The organism is Mucilaginibacter paludis DSM 18603 (assembly GCF_000166195.2).
GTDB lineage: Bacteria > Bacteroidota > Bacteroidia > Sphingobacteriales > Sphingobacteriaceae > Mucilaginibacter > Mucilaginibacter paludis.
The window spans coordinates 3,505,991-3,529,425 of record NZ_CM001403.1 but is presented as its reverse complement, the minus strand read 5'-3'; the positions used below and the strand labels follow the sequence as shown (position 1 = coordinate 3,529,425).

Annotated in this window: 20 protein-coding genes; 18 read left to right on the top strand and 2 right to left on the bottom strand. The window is 45.2% G+C overall.

What is annotated here, in order from left to right:
• Positions 1-15: 15 nt before the first annotated feature.
• From rfbA to MUCPA_RS14825, 16 genes are all read left to right on the top strand, one after another.
• Entirely contained in the window at positions 16-888 is an 873-nt protein-coding gene (rfbA, locus tag MUCPA_RS14905; protein ID WP_008507440.1) for a glucose-1-phosphate thymidylyltransferase RfbA, read from the top strand.
• A gap of 536 nt (positions 889-1,424) precedes the next feature.
• The gene (gene gmd, locus MUCPA_RS14895) at positions 1,425-2,561 is read left to right on the top strand and encodes a GDP-mannose 4,6-dehydratase (RefSeq protein WP_008507438.1); all 1,137 of its coding nucleotides are present in this window, start codon (positions 1,425-1,427) and stop codon (positions 2,559-2,561) included.
• 163 nt (positions 2,562-2,724) lie between these two features.
• Positions 2,725-3,300, top strand: coding sequence for a hypothetical protein (locus MUCPA_RS14890; protein ID WP_008507436.1), 576 nt, complete (start codon positions 2,725-2,727; stop codon positions 3,298-3,300).
• Between the two features lie 68 nt (positions 3,301-3,368).
• Entirely contained in the window at positions 3,369-5,198 is a 1,830-nt protein-coding gene (locus MUCPA_RS14885) for a M61 family metallopeptidase (RefSeq protein ID WP_008507434.1), read from the top strand.
• A gap of 4 nt (positions 5,199-5,202) precedes the next feature.
• Positions 5,203-6,510, top strand: a complete 1,308-nt coding sequence (locus MUCPA_RS14880) for a M20/M25/M40 family metallo-hydrolase (RefSeq protein ID WP_008507432.1) — start codon at positions 5,203-5,205, stop codon at positions 6,508-6,510.
• 440 nt (positions 6,511-6,950) lie between these two features.
• Positions 6,951-7,799 (top strand): bifunctional helix-turn-helix domain-containing protein/methylated-DNA--[protein]-cysteine S-methyltransferase, encoded by an 849-nt coding sequence (locus MUCPA_RS14875; protein WP_008507431.1) that lies wholly within the window; start codon positions 6,951-6,953, stop codon positions 7,797-7,799.
• A 12-nt stretch (positions 7,800-7,811) separates the two neighbouring features.
• Positions 7,812-8,525 (top strand): 2OG-Fe(II) oxygenase, encoded by a 714-nt coding sequence (locus MUCPA_RS14870; protein WP_008507429.1) that lies wholly within the window; start codon positions 7,812-7,814, stop codon positions 8,523-8,525.
• 1 nt (position 8,526) lies between these two features.
• Positions 8,527-8,787: an Ada metal-binding domain-containing protein gene (locus MUCPA_RS14865; RefSeq protein ID WP_008507426.1), complete on the top strand. Its 261-nt coding sequence runs from the start codon at positions 8,527-8,529 to the stop codon at positions 8,785-8,787.
• An 861-nt stretch (positions 8,788-9,648) separates the two neighbouring features.
• Positions 9,649-11,013, top strand: coding sequence for a group II intron reverse transcriptase/maturase (ltrA, locus tag MUCPA_RS14860; protein WP_008507195.1), 1,365 nt, complete (start codon positions 9,649-9,651; stop codon positions 11,011-11,013).
• 306 nt (positions 11,014-11,319) lie between these two features.
• Positions 11,320-11,619 carry a pyrimidine/purine nucleoside phosphorylase gene (ppnP, locus tag MUCPA_RS14855; RefSeq protein WP_008507425.1) on the top strand — a complete coding sequence of 100 codons (300 nt, stop codon included), beginning with the start codon at positions 11,320-11,322 and terminating at the stop codon, positions 11,617-11,619.
• A gap of 248 nt (positions 11,620-11,867) precedes the next feature.
• Positions 11,868-13,895 carry an excinuclease ABC subunit UvrB gene (gene uvrB, locus MUCPA_RS14850; RefSeq protein ID WP_008507424.1) on the top strand — a complete coding sequence of 676 codons (2,028 nt, stop codon included), beginning with the start codon at positions 11,868-11,870 and terminating at the stop codon, positions 13,893-13,895.
• A gap of 261 nt (positions 13,896-14,156) precedes the next feature.
• Entirely contained in the window at positions 14,157-14,999 is an 843-nt protein-coding gene (locus MUCPA_RS38675) for a hypothetical protein (RefSeq protein ID WP_008507423.1), read from the top strand.
• Positions 15,000-15,387: 388 nt separating this feature from the next.
• Entirely contained in the window at positions 15,388-15,636 is a 249-nt protein-coding gene (locus MUCPA_RS14840) for a hypothetical protein (protein WP_008507419.1), read from the top strand.
• A 2-nt stretch (positions 15,637-15,638) separates the two neighbouring features.
• Positions 15,639-15,929, top strand: a complete 291-nt coding sequence (locus MUCPA_RS14835; protein ID WP_008507418.1) for a hypothetical protein — start codon at positions 15,639-15,641, stop codon at positions 15,927-15,929.
• 69 nt (positions 15,930-15,998) lie between these two features.
• Entirely contained in the window at positions 15,999-18,473 is a 2,475-nt protein-coding gene (locus tag MUCPA_RS14830) for a glycosyltransferase family protein (RefSeq protein WP_008507416.1), read from the top strand.
• Between the two features lie 359 nt (positions 18,474-18,832).
• Positions 18,833-19,129, top strand: coding sequence for a hypothetical protein (locus MUCPA_RS14825; protein WP_008507415.1), 297 nt, complete (start codon positions 18,833-18,835; stop codon positions 19,127-19,129).
• Here MUCPA_RS14825 and MUCPA_RS14820 read toward each other — a convergent pair.
• On the bottom strand, positions 19,126-20,958 hold the full coding sequence (locus MUCPA_RS14820; protein WP_008507414.1) for an FAD-dependent oxidoreductase: 1,833 nt from the start codon (positions 20,956-20,958) through the stop codon (positions 19,126-19,128). The two genes, MUCPA_RS14825 and MUCPA_RS14820, sit on opposite strands and share 4 nt — an antisense overlap.
• 270 nt (positions 20,959-21,228) lie before the next feature.
• On the opposite strand from MUCPA_RS14820, the gene MUCPA_RS14815 reads away from it, so the two are divergent.
• On the top strand, positions 21,229-21,753 hold the full coding sequence (locus tag MUCPA_RS14815) for a YfiT family bacillithiol transferase (RefSeq protein WP_008507413.1): 525 nt from the start codon (positions 21,229-21,231) through the stop codon (positions 21,751-21,753).
• A gap of 325 nt (positions 21,754-22,078) precedes the next feature.
• Here the strand turns inward: MUCPA_RS14815 and MUCPA_RS38270 are convergent, their stop codons facing one another.
• Positions 22,079-22,264, bottom strand: a complete 186-nt coding sequence (locus MUCPA_RS38270) for a hypothetical protein (RefSeq protein ID WP_083839419.1) — start codon at positions 22,262-22,264, stop codon at positions 22,079-22,081.
• Positions 22,265-22,494: 230 nt separating this feature from the next.
• Here MUCPA_RS38270 and MUCPA_RS14805 point away from each other — a divergent pair, with 230 nt between their 5' ends.
• Positions 22,495-23,229, top strand: a complete 735-nt coding sequence (locus tag MUCPA_RS14805) for a DNA-formamidopyrimidine glycosylase family protein (protein ID WP_008507411.1) — start codon at positions 22,495-22,497, stop codon at positions 23,227-23,229.
• Positions 23,230-23,435: the final 206 nt, after the last annotated feature.

The window sequence follows — 23,435 nt, the reverse complement described above, 5'->3', positions numbered from 1 at the left end:
TATAAATCTTGAAAATTGAAAGGAATTATACTTGCCGGGGGATCGGGAACAAGGTTGCATCCCCTAACTTTAGCCGTTAGTAAGCAGTTGATGCCGGTTTACGATAAACCGATGATCTATTACCCGCTTTCTGTGTTGATGCTTGCCGGGATCAAAGAAATCCTGATCATTTCAACGCCTCATGATTTACCCCACTTTGAAAAATTATTGGGCGACGGATTCAGTCTGGGTTGCTCATTTAAATACGCTGTACAGGCGGAGCCTAACGGGTTGGCGCAGGCGTTTGTTATCGGTGCCGATTTTATTGGAGACGATAAGGTTGCTTTGATATTAGGCGATAATATTTTTTACGGTGACGGTCTTTCTCATCTGCTCCAACACAGTAATGACCCGGATGGCGGATTGGTTTTTGCTTACCAGGTTTCGGATCCGGAGCGTTATGGCGTAGTGGAATTTGATAAAGATAACAATGCCTTATCAATCGAAGAAAAGCCATTGGAACCAAAATCTGATTATGCAGTTCCAGGGTTATATTTTTATGATAACTCCGTTGTCGAGATAGCCAAAAATATCCCGATGTCTGCAAGGGGCGAGTACGAGATTACCGATGTTAACAAAGTCTATCTTAAAAACGGAAAATTAAAAGTTGGTATTTTAAGTCGTGGCACAGCCTGGTTAGATACCGGTACCTTTGCATCACTAATGCAGGCCGGGCAGTTTGTACAGGTAATTGAAGAGCGCCAGGGCATGAAGATTGGTTGTATTGAAGAGGTTGCCTATCGCATGGGCTTTATTGATGAAGCTCAACTGGAAAAAATTGCCGCTCCTTTGGTTAAAAGCGGATATGGCCAATATTTGTTAAAATTGTTAAAAAAGAAGAAATTTTAATTGGCAGCAAACAACTGTTAGTTAGCCATTGAAAATATATTTTGAGCTCCGTAGCTGCTTCTATTACATGAAATTATCCAATTTCGGGGAGCAATTACGGAGCTTTGTTATAAGAAACCGATCCGGCCAGCCTAAAAAAACAGGGATGACGTTCGAACCTGCTGTAATTATTAGAGCACAGGCAAAAGCGGGCAATGGCCTGACTGCACGCCGGGACGGGAGTTGGCCTCGTGGGTGGAAGGATCGGGCAGTCTTGACTTTTTGGTTACTTTTATGTCAAGACAAAAGTAACAGCCCCTGCGGCTATTGAGCAGGCCGATGCTCAAAATTAAGAATACTGATTATTGGAGCGAAATACACGCGCTGATAATCAGCAATTTAAGGAGGCGTCGTTATAGGTAAGTATCTTAGCCTATAACAAATGTTAGGTTAACGGCCAGGGATAATGAATTAAAATTATTGTTGATAAACGAAACTGGCTCAAAACTCCGGACTCAGGCTTAAGATTAAGTACTCGATAGTAGATTAGGTTATTTATGAAGAAAGCATTAATTACAGGCATTACCGGCCAGGACGGCGCCTACTTAGCCGAATTTCTGTTAAACAAAGGTTATGAAGTACACGGCCTGAAGCGCCGGTCGTCATTGATCAATACCGAAAGAATAGATCATCTATATCATGATCAGCATGTGGCAGGCCTGAACTTTAAACTCCATTACGGCGACCTTACCGATTCTACCAACCTGATTCGCCTGATCCAGGAAATTCAGCCCGACGAGATTTATAACCTGGCTGCCATGAGCCATGTTAAGGTAAGCTTTGATATGCCAGAGTATACCGCTAATGCCGATGGCATTGGCGTACTAAGAATTTTAGAGGCGATTAGGTTATTGAACCTCACGGCGAAAACAAAAATTTACCAGGCCTCTACCTCCGAATTGTATGGCCTGGTTCAAGCTGTGCCACAAAGTGAAACCACGCCTTTTTATCCGCGCTCTCCTTATGCGGTAGCTAAACTATACGGTTACTGGATCATCGTTAACTATCGCGAGGCCTATAACTTGTTTGCCTGCAACGGCATTTTGTTTAACCACGAAAGCCCGCTGCGCGGCGAAACCTTTGTAACCCGTAAAATTACCAGGGCCACGGCAAAAATTGGATTTGGCGTACAGGATTGCCTTTACCTGGGTAACCTATCTGCCCGCCGCGATTGGGGCCATGCCAAAGATTATGTAGAGGCCATGTGGCTGATGCTGCAGCAAGAGCAACCCGAAGATTTTGTGATAGCTACCGGTATTACCACCACCGTACGCGATTTTGTACGGATGTGTTTTTTTGAGATTGGTATTGAAATTGAATTTAGCGGGAGGGACGCCAGCGAAAAAGGTGTGGTGATTGATATGGACGAAGATAAACTCATTTCACTCGGCCTTAAACCCGATACCTTACGCTTTGGGCAAACCGTGGTGAGGGTTGATCCGCGATATTACCGGCCAACCGAGGTTGACCTGCTGGTAGGCGACCCGGCAAAGGCGAAGCAACAATTAAACTGGCATCCCCAATACGATCTGGACGAATTGGTAACGGATATGATGGCTTCCGATTTGCAATTGGTTAAAAAAGACGAGTTTTTAAAAGCCGGTGGGTTTACAACGCATAATTATTTTGAATAACCGTGGAGCAAGCACAATGTGATCAGTTAAGAATTTGATTGCTTATGAGAATTATAAATGAGTCACGCAAAGGCGCCAATAAAAGCGACATATATTTAATTGATTAGCACATTAAAAGTAAATCTGCACATTTGCATATTAATTTATTTGCACATTCATAAAAATGTCTTCTCATCACATCATTCGCGAAAAGCAGGAACCGGCATTATTAGTTTTAGGACTGAATAACTTCCCGGATGAACTATTGGGGCAACTGCTGGAATGGAGCCCAACCCTGATAGTTACCATCGATACCTCCGAAAGTATGAATGCCTTTGGTATTAAATATGATGCTCTGGTTGGCGAGGGCACGGTATCCACAACAGATCAATCGGATATAAAATACATCGCAGCCGGAAGCGACCATCCGGCGCAGGCCGCATTAAATTACCTGGTGGCCAACAATTACCCCGCAGTTAATGTAATAACAGATGATTTGGTATTGGAGGATTATTTGAGCTACGCGAGCCACATCAACATTGTGCTGTTTCATCGCGACGAAAAGATCTACCCCGTTACAAGCGGTTTCAGTAAGTGGAAACCGGCCGGCGAAACGATCAGGATAATGAGCGAGGCGGATGGCCTGCAATTCACCGGGCTCGAAAACGTTGGCAATCAGCTGTACAGAACCCTGGTCAATGGTCTGTTCAGCCTGCAATTTAATAATCCCTTTATTTTTATTGCCGAAAGTATCCTGTAGTACTTCTTGCCATCTTTGGGCGTAAGCATTATTTTTAATAGCTTCATGGCTTAAAATAAATGCTCATCATGAAAAATATTTTCTTAGTCTTCGCGGCCATGCTGCTCGCTTCAGGCAGCTTTGCTCAAAAGGCCATATTTTACTCCATTTCTTTTCCAAACGCTAATCATCACGAGGCCGAGATCGTCATGACGATTCCCGAAGCCTCCACTTTGCCAGTCAAGATCCGTATGAGCCGTTCATCCGCAGGGCGCTATGCTACTCACGAGTTCGGTAAAAACATTTATAACCTCAAAGCTTTTAATGTGGATAGCTCCGCCTTAACCATTAAACAACTGGAGGGCGACCTGTACGAAATTCCGGAACACGGGCCAACCGTTAAAATCAGCTATACCCTGTATGCCAATTATGTGGATGGTACTTATTCGGGTATTGATGCCAGTCACGCCCATTTAAATATGCCGGCCACCTTTATCTGGGCGGTTGGGTATGAAAAACGTCCGCTTAAGTTTCAGTTTGCCGATCTGGATCAGCATGGCTGGAAGGTGGCCACCCAGTTAAAGCACGACGGAGCCAATGTGTACAGCGCGCCGGATATGCAATACATGATGGATAGCCCCACTGAGCTTTCGGCATTTAAAGAAACCAACTGGAGCGTAACCAATACCGATGGCAAGCCCGAAACCATACGCCTGAGCACACACTCCGACGATGCGCAACCAGTGGTAGACAATTTTGGTAAAATGTTGCAAAAGGTGGTGCTCGAAGAGAAGGCTGTTTATGGTGAGTTACCCGCTTATGATTATGGCGAATATACTTTTTTACAGGATGTATATCCAACCGATTCTGGCGATGGTATGGAACATCGCAATTCAACCTGTATTGTAGAGGCTGCCGATAAGGTTGAAGGTAACGAGGTAAGGATGTTAAGCACCTTCTCTCACGAATACTTTCACAGTTGGAACGTTAAACGCATCCGCCCAAAATCATTGGAGCCCTTCAATTTTGAACATGCCAACATGAGCGGCGAACTTTGGTTTGCCGAAGGCTTTACACAATATTATGGCGAGTTATTGCTGGTTAGGGCGGGCTTCCATACGCCCGATGAATATGCCCGCACCATGTCGGGGTTGATAAACAGCGTTTTAAACACGCCTGCCGCTGCTAAATATTCCCCGGTACAAATGAGCAACTACGCTGTTTTTGCAGATGCTGGAGTCTCTATCGACCCCGCCAATAAAGCTAATATATTTACCAGCTATTATTATTATGGCGGTGCTACAGCCCTGGCACTCGATCTGCGCTTACGTAGCGAGTTTAAATTAACGCTCGACGATTACATGCGCCAGGTATGGCTTGACTATGGTAAGCCCTACATCCCGTATACCATTGCCGATCTGCAAAAATCATTAGCCAAGGTAACCAATAACAAAATTTTTGCCGCCGACTTCTTTAAGCGCTACATCCTGGGTATCGAAAAAAACAATTATGTGGATCTGCTAAACAAAGCCGGATATATCATGCAAAAAACAGCGCCTGGAAAACCATGGATGGGAGCAATAACCGCCAAATTGAATAACGGCAACGTAATTATTACCGGCAACTCCATCATCGGCACACCAATTTACAAGGCAGGTATAGATGTAGGCGATATTCTTAAAAAAATGGACGGTAAAGCAGTAGATGGCTCAGAACCGCTGGCCAGCTATCTGGAAGGGAAAAAGCCGGGTGATAAAATAGTAATCAGCTATCAGAATCGTACTGGCAACCACCAGGCAACCATTACTTTAGAAGAAAACCCACAGATGGAAGTAGTAAGCGCCGAAAAGGCCGGGCAAGCCTTAACCGCCGAGCAGGAAACGTTCCGCAAAAACTGGCTGTCTTCTAAAGTTAAATAAAGCAATGATGAAACAATATATAGCAGCTTTTGCCTTAATAGTAGCCTCGGCACAGCTTCAGGCCCAAAATGTAAATAAATATATTCAGCAAAGCGATGTAGAACGCATCATCAAAACCTTGTCGGCTGATGATATGGAAGGCCGGGCAACCTTTACACCAGGTATTGAAAAAGCTGCTAAATTTATTGAGGCAGAATTTAAGCAAGCCGGCCTTGTTCCATTGCGGGGTAATAAAGGTTTCAGGCAAAACTTCAGCTTAACACGGATTAAGCCAACCAAAACTATGGTTAGCATCAACGGAAAAGTTATGCCTGCCGATAGTGCCTTTACCGTATCGGGTTTGCCCGTATTAAACTGGACCAATAACAGCGATGTACAAATTGTAAAAGTAAGCGCCGATAAAAATTTCGAGATCGAATATCGTACCTACCTCAGAACGGGAAAAAAAATGCTGGTACTGGTTGATCCGCATTTTTCGGCTGCTTTTAATCGCCTCAATGAGCGGATTAAAAGCGGCGTTATCAGCCAGCAGGTTAATAAGGAGCGGGCCATCGTATTTGTACAGGGCGATTTTAGTGAAGTCAAGTCATTCTCGGTAGCTTATACCGGCACAGCGGAAGAATTCCCTTTGTTCAATATCGCGGGCATGATTCCCGGTAGATCTAAAAAAGCGAAAGCAGAGTATGTGATATTTGGCGGACACTATGATCACCTGGGAATTTTAAAGCCTATGCAAGGTGATAGCATTGCCAACGGCGCCGATGACGACGCCTCGGGCACAACGGCGGTAATCAGCCTGGCCAAGTACTACAAAAAACTAAAAAACAACAGTCGTACACTGATATTTGTAGCCTTTACCGCCGAAGAAATTGGGGAATACGGCTCGGCTTATTTTGCCAAACAGGTAAATGCCGATAAGGTAGTAGCGATGTTTAATATCGAGATGATTGGCAAGGCATCTAAATTTGGGGTGAACTCCGCGTTTATTACCGGGTTTGAACGATCTGATTTTGGCAAGATACTACAACGTAACCTGGCAGGCACACCATTTAAATTTTATCCCGACCCATACCCGGAACAAAACCTGTTTTACCGCAGCGATAACGCATCCCTGGCTAAATTAGGCGTACCGGCACATACCATATCAACCGACCAGATAGACACCGATCAACTTTATCATACCGTAAAAGATGAATTTTCAACTTTGGATGTCGGTAACATTACCTCCACCATCCGCGCTATAGCGTTGAGCTCGCGCAGCATAGTGAGTGGGAAGGATACGCCTAAACGGGTTGGTAAACTGGAGCAATAGTATTAAGTCAAGAGTACTTAGTCTGGAGTCTTGAGTCAAGGCAACGCATTAAAAAAGTTCATTTGATTTTATTGACGCAAAAAGGGAAACCTACTGAACAAGGGGGCACCTACGGAGCCAAAACTTCTTTTTTGTTCCCTAAACAGGAAGCTCCCACTGGAGCTCTTTAACGGTTTGTTTTTGACTCCAGCGGAGTCGCCTGTTTATAGGAAAGGCCTTAAACCTGTTTTGGCTCCGTAGGTGCCTCCTTTTACTTTTTTAATGCCTTTGCCCTGAGTTCTGAGCCAATTTCTGACATAACATGGATTAATTTGGCTCAGAACTGCCCGAAATTTTATCGTTGACGTGACAAGATTTCGTGTTCGGTGATATTAACTCCGCAAGAAACGGGTTCTTAACGGCACCGGCCATCTATAGTTTTGTATATCAATATTTGAAAAATGGAAACGCAAAACTTAACCGACTATAGCCGGATTGCCCAGGCAATTGACTATATCAAAATCAACTTTAAAAAACAGCCAGCTTTAGACGATGTTGCCGAGAAGGTGCATCTCAGTCCCTTCCATTTTCAGCGGATGTTTAAAGACTGGGCGGGAGTGAGCCCTAAAAAGTTTCTGCAATACCTGAGTGTTGAATACGCCAAAAACATCTTGAAAGATAAGCAATCAACCTTGTTTGATGCTGCCTTTGAAACAGGCCTCTCCGGCACCAGCCGCCTGCACGATCTGTTTATGAACATCGAGGGGATGACGCCCGGCGAATATAAAAACGGCGGCGAGCAGCTATCCATCAATTACAGCTTTGCCGAGAGCCCATTTGGTAATTTGATTGTGGCATCAACCGCTAAAGGCATTTGTTATATGGCTTTCGCCGATGATGAGCAAACCGCTTTCAACCATTTACAGCAGCAGTTCCCCAATGCGCAATACCACCAGGTGGTTGATATGATGCAACAGAACGCGCTGTACATTTTCACCCGCGACTGGAGCCAACTGAACCAGATTAAGCTCCACTTAAAAGGTACGCCGTTCCAGTTAAAGGTATGGGAAACCTTGTTGAAAATCCCGGTGGGTAATTTATCTACCTACTCGGCCATCGCACAATCTATAGATAACCTGGGCGCTTCAAGGGCGGTAGGCTCGGCAGTTGGCGCCAACCCGGTCGCCTTTTTAATTCCCTGTCACCGCATTATCCGGTCCACAGGCGAGTTTGGCCAATACCATTGGGGTAGCACACGCAAAGCGGCCATGATAGGCTGGGAAGCGGCTCAGATCAATCCGGAAATTTAACGGGTCAATCAAATGGAAACAATAACTGAACGGATTGAAAAATGCGATTGGGAAGCTATATACCAGCAGATGAACAATAGTGGCTATGCGGTAATGCCACAGATATTAAGCGATGCGGAATGTGATGACCTGGTACGCAAATATGACCAGAAGGAGCTGTTCCGTAAAACAGTAGTGATGGAACGATACCGCTTTGGCTTGGGCGAATACAAATATTTAAGCTATCCCTTGCCGGGGATGATTCAAAGCATCCGCGAAACCGTTTATTCGCAACTGGCACCCCTGGCAAATAATTGGATGAAAGTGTTGAATATGGAGGCTGTTTTTCCTGATCAATTTGCAGAACTACAAGCGCTTTGCCGCGCTCAGGGGCAAAACAAACCCACCGTATTGTTATTGAAATACGGCGAGGGCGGCCACAATACCCTGCACCAGGACTTATATGGCGATCTGTTTTTCCCTATCCAACTGGTGTTGTTTTTAAACGAGCCGGGCAAGGATTATACCGGCGGCGAATTTGTATTAACGCAGCAAACACCGCGTGCGCAAACCAAGGCAATGGTATTGAAGCCGGCAAAAGGTGATCTACTGTTGTTCACTACCAATTTTAGGCCGATTAAAGGCGCTCGCGGATATTACCGGCTGAATATGAAGCACGGCGTAAGCGAAGTGCATAGCGGGATAAGACATACTTTAGGTATTATTTTTCACGATGCTTTAACGTAAAATGATAGCGCACCAGCAATTAGGCAATAGACCGCTCCAGATTAGCCGTAAGTTGAAGATGTTGATTGATGCAGGGATGATAACTTTAGGCGGAAACCGGAAGTTGAAAATATACGGTAAATTGAACTGCAAATCGGGCAAGCGGATGAAAGCGGCAAACCGGGTATTCTTTTCGTCGGAGGTGGAAGCTGTGTGCGCAGGCTACCGGCCTTGCGGGCATTGTATGAAAGGTGAATACCGGTTATGGAAAGCCAAAGCTTAAAAATTTGTAATTTTTGTTTTGAAATGCCGTCCATTATGCTTTTATTGAACTTAAATTGATGGTACGGAGAAAAACTATCATACAAAATAGCGAAGCCGATGGTCATGATTTTTTAACAGGGCTTAGTACCAATGAGTAACGAACCCGGACGGCCGGAAAAAAATAGGGATGAGGTTTGAAACTTCGGTAATTATTGGAGCACAGGCAAAAGCCCGACTGCACGCCGGGCCGGGAGCTGGCCTGTGGGAGGAAGGATCGGGCAGTCCAAAGCCCCCTCTAAACCGCGTTAGCGCTCATGCACACCCAAAATAAACCAAGGTGCATAATCTCCCCCGGTAGGGGAGACTTTTTAAGCCCTCCCTACCGGGGAGGGTTGGGTGGGGCTTCTTCCCGCGGCGATTGAGGTGCGCCACGAGGCGTGCGTATTAGTAATAATTAAATACCTAAAGGATGAAAGAGCCTTACAACCAAATTTGCCGTTCGGGTTGAAGTAAGCCTGGCACATTGGGAAGAAATGAACAATGTGAAGCTCAGGCGAGATGGTTCTGTAAGCTGCACCAGTAAGGCTTCGTTACGCCAAAGGATATCGGTCAAGCACCCTCATTTGCTTAAACCTGCCATGACAGTGGGAATAACGGCAATAAGAACACTGTCAGATACCCGGAGTAGAATGGTGTTGCGTGCAGGACGAAGGTAGCGCATGAACGTGGGAGACCCTAACGGGATATGCATGTCGGCATATTGCCGAGGGAGTCGGATATGTCCATAGTAGTGTTTGAGTCCCGAAAAGGTAAAAGCGGGAGTAGCGAAGGGGCATTACTATGAATAAGGTTTCCAAGAGAACAAAAACGGACAAAATTGATGGTAACAAATCATAAGAAGGTCGAAGCAGAAGGGAAGCAGGGCGAGCTGTTTAAAAGACGGCGGCGTGAGATCCCGGATGCGGAAAGAGTAGAAACACTCCGGGGGAAACTATATCAGAAAGCCAAGCAGGAGCGGAAGTACAAGTTTTATGTGCTGTATGATAAGCTGTTCATACCGTATATGCTAAGGGCAGCGTGGAAACAGGTTAAAGCCAATGACGGCGTAGCCGGAATAGACGGAATCCGGATATCAGATGTAGAACGGGGAGGCGTAGAAACCTACCTGCACACACTGGGAGAAGAATTACGAAAGCAAACCTACCGTCCGGAAGCAGTAAAACGGGTGATGATCCCGAAGGCCAATGGCGGGGAACGGCCCTTAGGCATACCCACGGTAAAAGACAGGATAGCCCAGACGGTATGTAAAATGATCCTTGAGCCGATATTCGAAGCAGACTTTAAAGAAGTTTCGCACGGGTTCAGGCCTGGGCGGAGTTCAAAGGATGCGATGACAGCGATCAAGGGGCATTTGCAGGCAGGGAAGACGGAAGTATTTGATGCAGACTTAAGCAAGTATTTCGACACGATCCCGCATGATAAACTGCTAAAAACGCTCAAAGAGAGGATCAGCGATCCAAGGATACTAAGACTGATCAGCATGTGGCTGAAAGTGCCTGTATTTGAGGACGGACAGTTTAAGGGCGGGAAGAAAAATGAGTTTGGCACCCCACAAGGCGGCGTGATATCACCGTTGCTGTCTAATATCTATCTACATCTACTGGACCGGATAGTAACAAAACCGGAAAGTATATTTAGCAGGATGGGCGTATCGATAGTCAGATACGCGGACGATTTCGTACTGATGGGGAAGGTCATACCTAAGGAAGTACTTGACAGACTGAAAATGATACTGGGGAAGATGGGATTGACCTTGAATGAACTCAAGAGCAAACAAATCCAATCGGAACAGGCGCCTTTCAGCTTCCTGGGGCACACGATCCGGTACGACAAGAGCCTGGTGTCCAGAAATGGACGCTACTGGAATATATCTCCGAGCAAAAAATCAGAGCAGCGATTGCGGAGTGGGTTAAGTGAATATCTGAAAAAGCACGGTCATAGTCCGGCAAGTGAAATAGTAGAAGAGCTTAATAGTCGTATCCGGGGATGGCTGAACTACTATATCATAAAAGGAGTCAGCTACGTACAGGTGAGCAAACGTCGGTTACGAAATTATCTTCACGAAAAGCTCAATCGCTACTACAACCGCAAGAGCCAAAGAAAGTGTAAGCTTTACAGACAAAGAGCTTTTGAGGCCTTGGTTCAAAAGAAAGGACTAATAGACCCAACAAAATACGCTTTCTGACGGTTCAACTGTGAATGCTGATGACGAAGTTTTTAGGAAAGCCGTATGCGGGAAAACCGCACGTACGGATTGACGAGGGAGTCGGGAAAGTGCTTTACTTTCCCGCTCTACTCTACCGGGCCGATGACCTAAGTTAAGAATACTGATTGTCGGAGTAAAACAGCACATTGATAATCAGCGCACCTAATACGATGCATACTTAACGCTTTTAGAAGATCCCTCCTCACGTCGGGATGACATGATGGATATATTTTGGTATTAAAAATCAATAAAACAGTATAAACAATATCAGCATAAAATAAAAACATGAGTATAACAGAAACCAGCCAGGTTGCGCACAATAGTTATTTTGACGGAAAAGTTCAAAGCCTGGGCCTTGAAACCGATAAAGGAAAAGCTACCGTTGGCGTAATGAAGCCCGGCCAGTACACCTTTGGCACCGCATCCCCCGAGTTAATGGTTATTATTTCGGGAGAGTTAAATGTAAAGTTGCCCGGCGCCGAATGGAAGGCTTACCATTCGCAAGAAACATTTGCCATAGCCGCCAATCAATCTTTCGATGTAAGCTGCAATCAGGATGTATCCTATCTTTGTTATTACGGGTAACAAGTAAAGCAAGCGCATAGCCTGCTTCTTGCCTCTTCTTTCTTACCTCCTGTTTCTTGCCTCTTGCTTCTAACACACCCTCCCATCATCATTATGTCAAAAAAACAGGAGTTAAAACTATTCTGCATACCGGGGCGTATTTATAAACGACATCAGTTTACTGGTGTTTGATAAGGTTTGATTTAGGGGGAGCCACGGGTTGGTTCCCCTTTTTTATTGCACATCAATTTTCGTATTTTTGATATCTTATGGATTTTAAGATCACATCTCAATATAAACCTACCGGCGACCAACCAGAAGCGATCAGGCAACTGGTACAGGGGATCAATAATGGCGATAATTACCAAACGCTGTTGGGTGTTACCGGATCGGGCAAAACATTTACCGTTGCCAACATTATTGAGCAAACTCAAAAGCCAACGCTCATTTTAAGCCATAACAAAACGCTTGCCGCGCAGTTGTATGGCGAGTTTAAGCAGTTCTTTCCCGAAAATTCGGTTAATTATTTCGTTTCTTATTACGATTATTATCAGCCTGAGGCTTTTATCCCCTCTTCAAATACTTATATAGAAAAGGATTTACAGATTAACGAGGAGATTGAAAAACTCCGGATCAGGACAACCTCGTCATTAATGTCGGGCCGGAGAGATATCATTGTGGTATCATCCATTTCGTGCATTTACGGTATGGGTAACCCCGAAGATTTTGCCAACTCGGTTTTCAAATTTGCTGTAGGTACACGTGTTAGCCGTAACGCGTTTTTACACCGCCTGGTTGAAATTTTATATGCACGCACCACCGCCGATTTCAGGCGGGGTAACTTTAGGGTAAAAGGCGATATTGTAGATATCTGGCCCGCCAACATGGACTACGCCTACCGGGTTTCTTTTTTTGGCGATGATATTGAAGAGCTGAGCACCTTTGACCCAACAACCGGAAAAACCATCGAGAAAATGCAGAATATGGTGGTTTACCCCGCCAATCTGTATGTGGCCCCTCGCGAGCGGTTCCAGCAATCGGTATGGGAGATCCAGGAAGAGCTGGAAACCCGTAAAAAGCAATTTATTGATGATGGGCGCTTTTTAGAGGCCAAACGGTTAGAAGAAAGGGTTAACTACGACCTGGAAATGATCCGCGAACTGGGTTATTGCTCCGGTATTGAAAACTATTCGCGCTTTTTTGATGGACGGAAGCCCGGCGCACGCCCCTTTTGCCTGCTGGATTACTTCCCCGACGATTATTTGATGGTGATTGACGAGAGCCACGTTACCGTTCCGCAAATCAGGGCGATGTACGGCGGCGACAGGTCGCGCAAAATATCGCTGGTAGAATATGGTTTCCGTTTGCCTGCTGCTTTGGATAATCGCCCCCTCAACTTTCAGGAATTTGAAAGGCTGGCGCCGCAAACCGTATACGTAAGTGCCACCCCAGGCGATTTTGAGCTGGAAAAATCGGGCGGCGTGGTAGTAGAACAGGTGATAAGGCCAACAGGCCTGCTGGACCCGGTGATTGAGGTACGCCCGGTGATTAACCAGGTAGATGATTTACTGGATGAGGTTGATAAAACCATTAAGTTAGGCGACCGCATCCTGGTAACCACCCTAACCAAGCGCATGGCCGAAGAACTGGCCAAATACATGGATAAGTTGGGTATTAAGTGCCGCTACATCCACTCGGAAGTAAAAACCCTGCAACGGGTTGAAATATTGCGCGGCCTGCGCTTAGGCGAGTTTGATGTGCTGATAGGCATCAACCTGTTAAGGGAAGGGCTTGATTTACCGGAGGTATCCTTAGTGGCTATTTTAGATGCTGATAAAGAAGGTTTCCTGCGGTCAGAGCGATCGCTTATCCAAACCATTGGCCGCGCGGCCCGTAACGACAGGGGGCGCGTAATTATGTATGCCGATAAAATTACTGATTCGATGCGCATAACAATGGACGAAACCAACCGCAGGCGCGATATCCAGATTGCCTATAACCTGGAACATGGCATTACGCCGATAACGGTAGGCAAATCGCGCGAGGCCATTATAGAGCAAACATCCGTGGTTGATTTTAAGGGCGGCGTACAATATGCTTATGTGGAGAACACCGCAGCTACTCTGGCTGCCGATCCTATTGTGCAGTACATGAGCAAACCCGAACTCAAAAAATCTATCGAGAACACTAAAAAAGAAATGCTGGCAGCAGCCAAAGGCATGGACTTTTTACTGGCAGCCAAGCTGCGCGATGAGATGTTTGCACTCGAAAAAATGATGGAAGAGAAGTTTTCCTGAGCCGGGAGTGTTTTGAGTTCTGAGTCCTGAGCCGGGAGCCTTGAGTTCTGAGTCGGGAGAGTCTTGAGTCGGTATCTTGAGTTGTGGATCGAAAGCGCCTTGATTCACTTGCACATTTGCATACTTACTCATTCGCACATTTACTCACATTCGCACATTAACTGTAACAAGTTTGTCTACATAGGCTTTGGCGGTATAATTTCATCAAAAATTCATTTAAGCTGGTTATTGTTGTTGCGTTATTTAAAACCACATCAGGCAATGGTAAGCATTATCAAATACGCATTCATCCTATCTTTATTTTCGGGCATCGCCTTACAGGCAAATGCACAAGAGAAAACCCCAACTATGCAAAAGGCGCCTGCCAATATCACCATTGATGGCAGGATGACTGAGTGGGGCGATTCCCTGGCGTTATATGACCCTAAAACTAAACTGAATTACGCTATTGCCAATGATGATACCATGCTTTATGTGGTAGCCTTTGTATCCGACAGGCAGCTTAAACGCAAAATAATGGCTGGCGGCATTACCATATCGGTAAACGGCGAAGGCAAAAAGCATAAAGTTTACAGCATGACCTATCCCATACCTGATAAAGCGGCGTTGATGAGCCGCCCCAGCCCGGAAGATGGCGACGATGTAAAACGTCCTTCGCTTATCGAGTCGACCAGCATCAGGGTAGCAGGTTTTAAGGATGTGGAGAGCGATGTGATCACCACATCAAACACCTACGGTTTTAAGGCCGCCATTAATTTTGACGACAAACATAACCTGGTTTATGAAACTGCCATCCCGCTAAAAATGCTTTACTTAAAACCCAACAAAAAGAAAGAGAACGAACTTGCCATTAACATATCCATCAACGGGATAGAGCGCCCCAGCGGTGCAAACGGCGATCGGAGAGGCGGTATGGAAGGCGGCGGTATTGGCGGCGGCGGCGGAATGGGCGGCGGTGGTGGTATGGGAGGCATGGGCGGTGGCGGCGGCCACAGAGGCGGCGGTGGTCACAGAGGTGGTGGTGAGGGCGGCGGACAGCAACAATTTGGAGATATGGCGCAGCCGACCGATTTCTGGGTTGAGCTTACACTGGCAAAACACTAATAGCTTCCGGGATCACTACTTTAAGGTAACTTCTTAAACAAAATCGTCAATCCTTAAAAAAAACATTTCGACCAGTGGTAGAAATCCTTTATGCCGGGATATGTCTGCTATAGAAATGCGCCCGGTTGCCCTTCTGTTGCAGAAGATTTCTCTCGTTCCTCGTTCGAAATGACATTTTTGGGGTATCTTAAACATTGTCATTTCGACCGTAGGGAGAAATCTTCTTCGCGTGCAAGGTCACAATGTGCTTTGGATATCACTGCGCTGTTTTTAAATTTATCAGGTGAGGGTTTAAAAAGATTTCCATCGAAAATTTCACGCCTATCATAAGCAAACATTTTTATCGTTATTAACTTATATATTTGTACTTCTTTTATAAGTATTAACAATGTTTGTAGTCGAATTTTTAGTTATTCTGGCCTGTGTGTATTACATTATACGCCTGCTTATACGTTTGGTATTGCCGATGCTTTTCCAGGGCTTGGTTAATAAGGCACAGCAACATAGCCAGCAGCAATATAGCCAGCCGCGCCCACGCCATACAGATGGCTCAGTAAGAGTTGATAAAATCCCCCAAACCAAAAGTTCTATTCCCGATTCGGAAGGTGATTATATTGATTACGAAGAAATAAAGTAATTATGCTTCCCGAAGGGCTATATAAACGCAAACATTTCGGTACACCCGAGTCATTCTTCCTCATCACTACCAACTACATCGTGCTGGTTTTAGGCATGCAGTTTTTTGCGGAATGCACCCAGATCAATTGGTTTTTCTGGGTTGTAATAGGCCTGCTTGCTTTATACAATATCTACAAATTACGCCGCGAGCGCGAGGAATACGATAAAATACGTATCATTGCTTACCTGATCAGCATAGCCGGAATGGCGTTGCTATTTTTTGCATTGAGGAGCGGCGCGCAACGTTGTTAACAATCTAATACAACTAATAGTTTCAATTCTCGCTCAATTTCCTATTTTTGAAAATCATATCTCACATTAATGAACAATTGGTTTAAACAAAATGGCATTCACTTGGCCATTGTTGGAATTTTTTTCGCAATCTGCTTTGTTTATTTTACACCCGCATTTAAGGGTAAAGCACTGGGGCAAAATGACGTTACGCGGGCACAGTCCACCCAAAAAGAAATTATGGACTATCGTGCCAAGGATACCACCATCCTATGGACCAACCAGGTTTTAGGCGGTATGCCTACCTTTCAAATATGGGCACCTTATTCCGCCAATATTACCAGCCATATCATCAGCACAATCAAATCGATATTTCCTAACCCAGTTGATACAGTATTATTGCTGTTGTTAGGGTCGTACCTGTTACTTTGCGTATTAAAACTGAATCCCTGGCTGGCTGCTGCGGGCGCAATTGCCTTCACATTTTCATCATACAATATTATATTGCTGGTTGCGGGGCATTCAAACCAATCGTTTGCCATCGCTTTTTTTGCGCCAATTTTAGCCGGTATTATCTTAGCTTTACGGGGTAAGTACCTTTTGGGCGCCGCATTAACCGCATTCTTTCTGGCGATGGAGATTAGGGCGAATCATATCCAGATGACCTATTATCTGATGTTCGCTATCATGATTTTGGTTGGTATTGAACTTTACCACGCTATTAAAGGGAAAACAACAGCTACATTTTTTAAATCCATAGGATATTTAGCACTTGCCACTTTATTGGCCATCGGTGTTAACGCATCCTCATTATGGAGTACTTACGAGTATGGAAAAGATACCATCCGTGGGCAATCAAACCTTACACAAAACACCAAGGAGCCAAGTAATGGTTTAGCAAGGGATTATACATACGAGTATAGCCAGGGCGTTGCCGAATGCCTTACCTTTTTAGTACCGAACGTATATGGTGGCAGCAGCAGCACCACTGCCGGAGAAGACTCAAAGGTAGCCAAGGTTCTGATAGACAAAGGCGTGGACCCGACGCAGGCGGTTAACTTCTCGCAGCAATTGGGCCTTTATTGGGGTGATAAACCCTTTACCGAGGGGCCAAACTACTACGGCGCAGTAATATTCTTCCTGTTTGTTTTGGGGTTGATCATTGTAAAAAACCGCATCAAATGGTGGTTGCTGGGTGCGGTACTGCTCACCGTATTCCTTTCATTCGGTAAAAACTTACCTTTCCTGTCCGATCTTTTCTTTAACTACTTCCCGCTATACAATAAATTCAGGGCGGTTGATTCTATTTTGGCTGTCGCGATGCTGTGCTTCCCTGTATTAGCCTTTTTAGCGGTTAACGAAGTGATCGCCACCAAAGATAAAGCGCCTTTATTTAAAAAGCTGCTGATAGCCTTGTACATTACAGGAGGCATCTGCCTGATCATCTTAGTTGTTCCGGATCTGTTCCTGTCGTTCAGAAACAGCCAGAACCAAATGCTTACCGACCAGTTAACACAAATATTTAAGGGCGACAGCGGCATGGCCAACACGGTAGTAAACGCTTTAACGCAAGACAGGATTTCGGTAGCTCGTTCAGATGCTTTCCGCTCGCTGGTTTTCGTGCTCCTCGCTTTCGGCCTGCTTTGGGCATTTATCAAACAAAAGATCAACGTTACCGTACTTTCGGTGGCATTTTTGGCTATTACCCTGGTAGATTTGTGGACAATTGACAAACGTTATTTAAAAGATGAGAGTTTTGTTGATAAGCAAGACGTTCAGCAACCTAAACCACGCGATATCGACCAGATGATTATGCGCGATAGCGACCCGGATTACCGCGTATTTGATACATCGCAGCCTATTAAAACTGATGCCTTTACACCTTATTTCCATAAATCCATCAGTGGCTACAGTGCGGCCAGGTTAAAACGTTTTGATGAGTTGATTGATAACCAATTCAGCAAAAGCATCAACCAGGATGTACTGGATATGTTGAACACCAAGTATATCATCACTACCGACCCTAAAACACAGGCCTTAAGTATGCATGCCAATGAAACCGCATGCGGCCATGCCTGGTTTGTAAAAAATGTAAAGTATGCCCAAACTGCGGATGAGGAAATGCAGGCCATTAGCAGTTTTGACCCGGCAAATGAAGCCATAGTAGATAACAAATACAGCAAATTGATTGATGAGAAGCAGTCGGCTTTAGATACTACCGGCTTCATTAAACTGGTAAGTTACAGCCCCGATCATTTAGTTTATCAAAGTGGTTCAACTACGCCGCAGATTGCTGTATTCTCTGAAATATATTATGATAAAGGTTGGAAGATGATGATAGATGATGTGGAGAAACCGTATTTCCGTGCGGATTATGTATTACGTGCCGCTCAAATCCCGGTTGGTAACCATAAAATTGATTTTATATTTCACCCTGCATCTTATTATACCGGCGAGAAGATTTCGATGGCAAGCTCCATTATCCTGGTATTGGTGTTGATTGGCGCTTTGTTTTTGGAAACCAGGAAAAAAAACTTTGGCGTACCCGCAGAGGCAAAAAAATAGGATTTTTTAATTGATAAAATCGGCCTTGTTGAGATGATCAGCAAGGCCGATTTTGTTATTGGATGTTTTAATCGATGCTGGTACAAGTTTTGGACCATCCCAGTTATGTCATCCCGAAGAATGAGGGACCTTTTGCGAGCGATAAGCCTGTAGCAAACCAGGTGCGTGCAGAAGAGATAAATCGGCCTTCTTGAGATGAACAGCAAGGCCGATTTTGTTATTGGATGTTTTAATCGGTGCTGGTACAAGTTTTTGGACCATCCCAGTTATGTCATCCCGAAGAATGAGGGACCTTTTGCGAGCGATAAGCCTGTAGCAAACCAGGTGCGTGCAGAAGAGATGAAATCGGCCTTGTTGAGATGAACAGCAAGGCCGATTTTGTTATTAGATATTTAATCGGTGCTGGAAAAAAATTTTTGAACCATCCCAGCTATGTCATCCCGAAGAATGAGGGACCTTTTACGAGCGATAAGCCTGCAGCAAACCGGTCGCGTGCAGAAGATTCCTCTTCGTACCTCATCGGAATGACGTTTTTAATTAATAACGCCCAGCCCTATTATCCAAAAAGATATCAGGCGCGCCCTCCGGGGAGAGCTAATCGCATAAATGCCACCGCTAACTATACCCATCATAATCAACCTTTGGATGTTTATTAATTCACAAATCTCCCGGTTATATCTACCATCCGTGCAAACGGATTGATAAACTTGTTGGTTAAAACAGCAAACTCGCGGCGGGTAACTGGCCTTTTGGTGTCAAAGTCTGATGTAAATTTATAGGTTGTTTTCCAGGCGGCTTTCATTTTATGCTCCAGGTTTTCGGGATCGGCTAAGGTCATTTCGCTGATAAAAGATAGCAGGTTGCCAACCGTAAACAGTTCGCCGGGTTTGTTTTTATTGTACCATAAAAACGACCGGGTATAAAGATCGAGCATAATGGGTTTGATCTCGCTGGTTTTTACCGCCGAATCGGGCAAAAAATATACCGCGCTTGTTTTTCCATTCACTTTTTGTACGCCTCTCAGCATACCGGTTGCACCGACCTGCTGTATCGACCTGAAATAGACATCCTTAGGATCTATATCCACAAAGGGCATCAAGTAGCCTTTATAGTCCAGTAGTTCGGTTTGTATTTTACGCACCTGCAAATTTTTTGTGGTGGTTTTAAAAAATGCGCAATAAGCGGCAATAGTACCCGCGCCCTGCCCCAATGTCATTTGCACAGAAGGATAGAAGGTGCTCGCGTTGGTGAGGTGCGTAGTAGACATGGCCTTCTCGGTAACCAGCAAATTATCAAGCTCTTTAATCACCACGGCTCCCATGGGTATACTATAACCGGGCATCGGCGGGTAATTAGTTTTAGGTGCATTGCTCCCCGCGGCATAATGCTGACCCGGACTGGCATCGCCAACGGCGATAGATGTACGGTATAGCTTGGACGCATTATCGTAGGGCGTATAAATATCATTCAACGACATCCGGATCAAGCCCTTGGCACGGCGCGCCTCGCGCATGTATGGGATGTAAGGCAACTTGTCGGGCGTGCCAAATTCCTGGAAATCAAGGCTCAGGTTTTTGAGGCCCAATTCGGTTTCCATATAATAGATCAGCCCCAGTGTTTTCAGTTTTGCCTTTTTATAAAAGGCATCGCGCTGCTCCGGTTCCAGTTGTTCCATAGTAACCGGGAAACTGTTGGCGCATTCGCCCCACTTAATCATGTATTTGTCGTTGGGCAGCCTGCCATCGGCAAGCATTTTTTTAATGTCTTTGCTTTTCAGGCAAGCGTAATCGGCAGCATTATATCCTTCCGGCTTGGGTATTGTGCGGTCGGCAGCGCGGCCATAATCCTTTAAAATAGCTATCCAGGTAATTTCCTGTATCAGCGGCGAGGCCTCATTGGGTGCAAGGGCTTCGCCGGTGGTTTTATTACTTTCAAAACCTACATCAAACTTAACTCCCGCTTTCGCGGCAACATCGCCCGTTTCGGTAGCATCAATCACTACGCTTGCTTTTACAATAACGGGCTTGCCATCCTCGGTAATCGTCACCTCCCAGCCGTCGCCATTTTTTTTGATCGCCGTCCAGGGCGTTTTTGTTTTAACGGTAAGGCGTTTTACGGTATCGGTTATCTTTTTTAAGATGGCTGAACCGGTGTATGGTTCAAACTTTAACGCGGCGTTTAGCGCAGTATCGTATCCCGGTTCCTTTTTATAAAAATCGCGCACGTGCCTTCTAAACTCCCCCCATATCCCTGATGGTAAATTACGATTGGCCTCAACGATGCAATTCCCCCCGGCGGTAAGGCTGCCCCCAAGCCAGGGGCCGGGCTCTATAAGCAGGGTTTTAACCTTGCTCCGTGCCGCTTGTATAGCTGCGGCAACGCCGCTTGCCCCGCCGCCAATTACTACCACATCGGTTTTAATGGTTTGCCCGTAAACGGGTGCTATGCCGCAAATTAAAATAATAAGTAATAACTTTTTGATCATGCCTCAGATTTAAAACAACTACAGAACGCTAAATTAAAGCAAAGCTTTTACCAGCGATTAAAAATTCTGCCCAAAGATATTTTATATTATTTATTACCTGCATGTTAAGCATTATTTTGAGTGGGCTGGTCCGGACAAAATCTATAGTTAAATTTCGTTGCCGTCAGCATCGTATGGGCTGATGTGCAGACTAAAATATCCTGGCTCACATCACTTTTTTTAAAAAAATATCCTATCTTAAACTTTTAAAACCAACTAAGTTTTACCTATATGAGCACCGCACTTGACCCGGCCAAATATCCGATAGGCAAATTCACGGCTCCATCCTCCTATACCCAACAGGAAATGCAGGCCTGGATAGACGACATTAAGACCCTTCCGGGGAGGTTACATAAAGCTGTGATGACCCTGACCGAACCCCAATTGGATACCCCTTACCGCACCGGCGGATGGACCATACGCCAGGTGGTACACCATGTGGCCGACAGCCATGCCAACGCGCTGATCCGTTTTAAGCTGGCCCTTACCGAGGATAACCCCACAATAAAGCCATACGAAGAGGCCGACTGGGCGCTATTGGCAGACTACCGGTTGCCGGTAGAGCCGGCCCTGAGGATGCTGGAAGGCCTGCACCTGCGCTGGGCTGCCATATTGGAGGGTATGGATGAGGACCAATGGAATAAAACCTTTTATCATCCCGCAAGTGGTGAAACCGCGCCGTTAAGAAAAATTCTGGGTATGTATGCCTGGCATGGCAAGCATCATTTGGCGCATATTACCGGTGTGAAGTTTTAGTATTGCGATGGATTGATGTTTGCAACTGGTTTCTGTTGTGCTTGATAATGCGGGCGAACGTCATCTTTCAATATCATGCCATAGAATAGCTGATTGGCTTTTCGGCTTGGCGCCTTTGCCGGTATTTTAAAATGAGCGGTCTGTTAAGGGTAAATGGCAGCAGGATACCGCTTGTAGAGGCCGCCACACCGTGTTTCGACAGGCTTATAATGACGTCTACTTAAATCATTGATTATCAGAGCGTCTGGTTTTGATCCGAAAATCAGTATTCTTAATTTACGACATCGGCACGCTCAATCGCCGCGTGAAGGGCTTATTACTTTATTCACTGTTGTTTGTTTTTGGTGTGAATGATTGCTAACGCAGTTTTGTCTTGATACAAAAAGTAACCAAAAAAATCAAGACTGCCCGATCCTTCCGCCCGCGAGACCAACTCCCGGCCCGGCGTGCAGTCGGGGCCTTTGCCCGCTTTTGCCTCTGGACCAAAAAATCTACCGGGTTCAAACGTCATCTCTGTTTTTTCAGGGCTCGCGCGGTAGGCCACTCAGCATGACACCCTTTTTTGTGCGTGAAAGCGATCTTCCTGAAACTTCGCCAGGCTCAGTAGTCGAAGGACGTGCGATATGGTCTTGTAAAAGATATTTTGGTGAGGCAGTGTGAGATGCTTGCCTCACAAACTAAAACTAAATTTCGCCCCCGGAATGGAATGAAGTTTGAACTAAGGCTTGTTAAACATATATCATGCCCGAAGGACCTTCCATTGTTATCTTAAAGGAGTTAGTTCAACCATTTAAAGGCAAAACTGTTGAGAAAGCCGCCGGGAACAGCACAAAACTGGACACCGGCAAACTTGCAGGGCAAACCATTACCGACTTTAAAAGCTGGGGTAAAAACTTTTTTATTTGTTTCGACCAATTTAGTATCCGTATTCACTTGATGCTGTTTGGCTCCTACCGTATTAATGAACATAAAGACAGCCCGGCACGCCTAAGCCTGCAGTTTGATGATGGCGAGCTTAACTTTTATACTTGCATAGCGGAATTGATAGAACAACCGCTTGATGATCTTTACGATTGGAGCGCCGACATCATGAACCCCGCATGGGATGTTGCCAAGGCACTAAGCAAAATGAAGGCCCAGCCCAATATGCTGGCCTGCGATGCGTTGATGGACCAGCACCTGTTTGCCGGTGTGGGCAATATCATCAAAAATGAAGTGTTGTTTCGCATCAGGTTACACCCTTTAAGTAAATTGGGCAAAATTCCTGATGAAAAGCTGGAAGAAATGGCTCAGGAAGCGGCGATTTACGGATTTGAGTTTTTAAAGTGGAAAAAGGAGTTCACCCTGAAAAAGCACTGGCTGGCGCATACAAAAAAAATATGCCCGAGGGATGATGTGCCTTTTATTAAAGACAAGCTCGGCAAAAGCAACCGGAGATGTTTTTATTGCGAGGTTTGTATGGTGAGGTATCAATGAATCGGAATAGGCAAACCATAGCGCCGTAATAATGTGATTTAAAGTCACTCATTATCTGTTTTGGTTTTGAATAACAATCAATAGCTCTTAAATAAGCGCTGCTGACATTCAAAGCACTTCGCCTCGCCTTACACACGTAAAAGATTTCTCCCGTTGGTCGACATTCTTTTTAATTCGTTAATCTCAAACTATGTCATTCCGACAAC

Coding starts and splice junctions, on each gene's coding strand:
- gmd (WP_008507438.1), top strand. CDS start 1,425: ATGAAGAAAGCATTAATTACAGGCATTACCGGCCAGGACGGCGCCTAC.
- MUCPA_RS14890 (WP_008507436.1), top strand. CDS start 2,725: ATGTCTTCTCATCACATCATTCGCGAAAAGCAGGAACCGGCATTATTA.
- MUCPA_RS14885 (WP_008507434.1), top strand. CDS start 3,369: ATGAAAAATATTTTCTTAGTCTTCGCGGCCATGCTGCTCGCTTCAGGC.
- MUCPA_RS14880 (WP_008507432.1), top strand. CDS start 5,203: ATGATGAAACAATATATAGCAGCTTTTGCCTTAATAGTAGCCTCGGCA.
- MUCPA_RS14875 (WP_008507431.1), top strand. CDS start 6,951: ATGGAAACGCAAAACTTAACCGACTATAGCCGGATTGCCCAGGCAATT.
- MUCPA_RS14870 (WP_008507429.1), top strand. CDS start 7,812: ATGGAAACAATAACTGAACGGATTGAAAAATGCGATTGGGAAGCTATA.
- MUCPA_RS14865 (WP_008507426.1), top strand. CDS start 8,527: ATGATAGCGCACCAGCAATTAGGCAATAGACCGCTCCAGATTAGCCGT.
- ltrA (WP_008507195.1), top strand. CDS start 9,649: ATGGTAACAAATCATAAGAAGGTCGAAGCAGAAGGGAAGCAGGGCGAG.
- ppnP (WP_008507425.1), top strand. CDS start 11,320: ATGAGTATAACAGAAACCAGCCAGGTTGCGCACAATAGTTATTTTGAC.
- uvrB (WP_008507424.1), top strand. CDS start 11,868: ATGGATTTTAAGATCACATCTCAATATAAACCTACCGGCGACCAACCA.
- MUCPA_RS38675 (WP_008507423.1), top strand. CDS start 14,157: ATGGTAAGCATTATCAAATACGCATTCATCCTATCTTTATTTTCGGGC.
- MUCPA_RS14840 (WP_008507419.1), top strand. CDS start 15,388: ATGTTTGTAGTCGAATTTTTAGTTATTCTGGCCTGTGTGTATTACATT.
- MUCPA_RS14835 (WP_008507418.1), top strand. CDS start 15,639: ATGCTTCCCGAAGGGCTATATAAACGCAAACATTTCGGTACACCCGAG.
- MUCPA_RS14830 (WP_008507416.1), top strand. CDS start 15,999: ATGAACAATTGGTTTAAACAAAATGGCATTCACTTGGCCATTGTTGGA.
- MUCPA_RS14825 (WP_008507415.1), top strand. CDS start 18,833: ATGAACAGCAAGGCCGATTTTGTTATTAGATATTTAATCGGTGCTGGA.
- MUCPA_RS14820 (WP_008507414.1), bottom strand. CDS start 20,958: ATGATCAAAAAGTTATTACTTATTATTTTAATTTGCGGCATAGCACCC.
- MUCPA_RS14815 (WP_008507413.1), top strand. CDS start 21,229: ATGAGCACCGCACTTGACCCGGCCAAATATCCGATAGGCAAATTCACG.
- MUCPA_RS38270 (WP_083839419.1), bottom strand. CDS start 22,264: ATGACGTTTGAACCCGGTAGATTTTTTGGTCCAGAGGCAAAAGCGGGC.
- MUCPA_RS14805 (WP_008507411.1), top strand. CDS start 22,495: ATGCCCGAAGGACCTTCCATTGTTATCTTAAAGGAGTTAGTTCAACCA.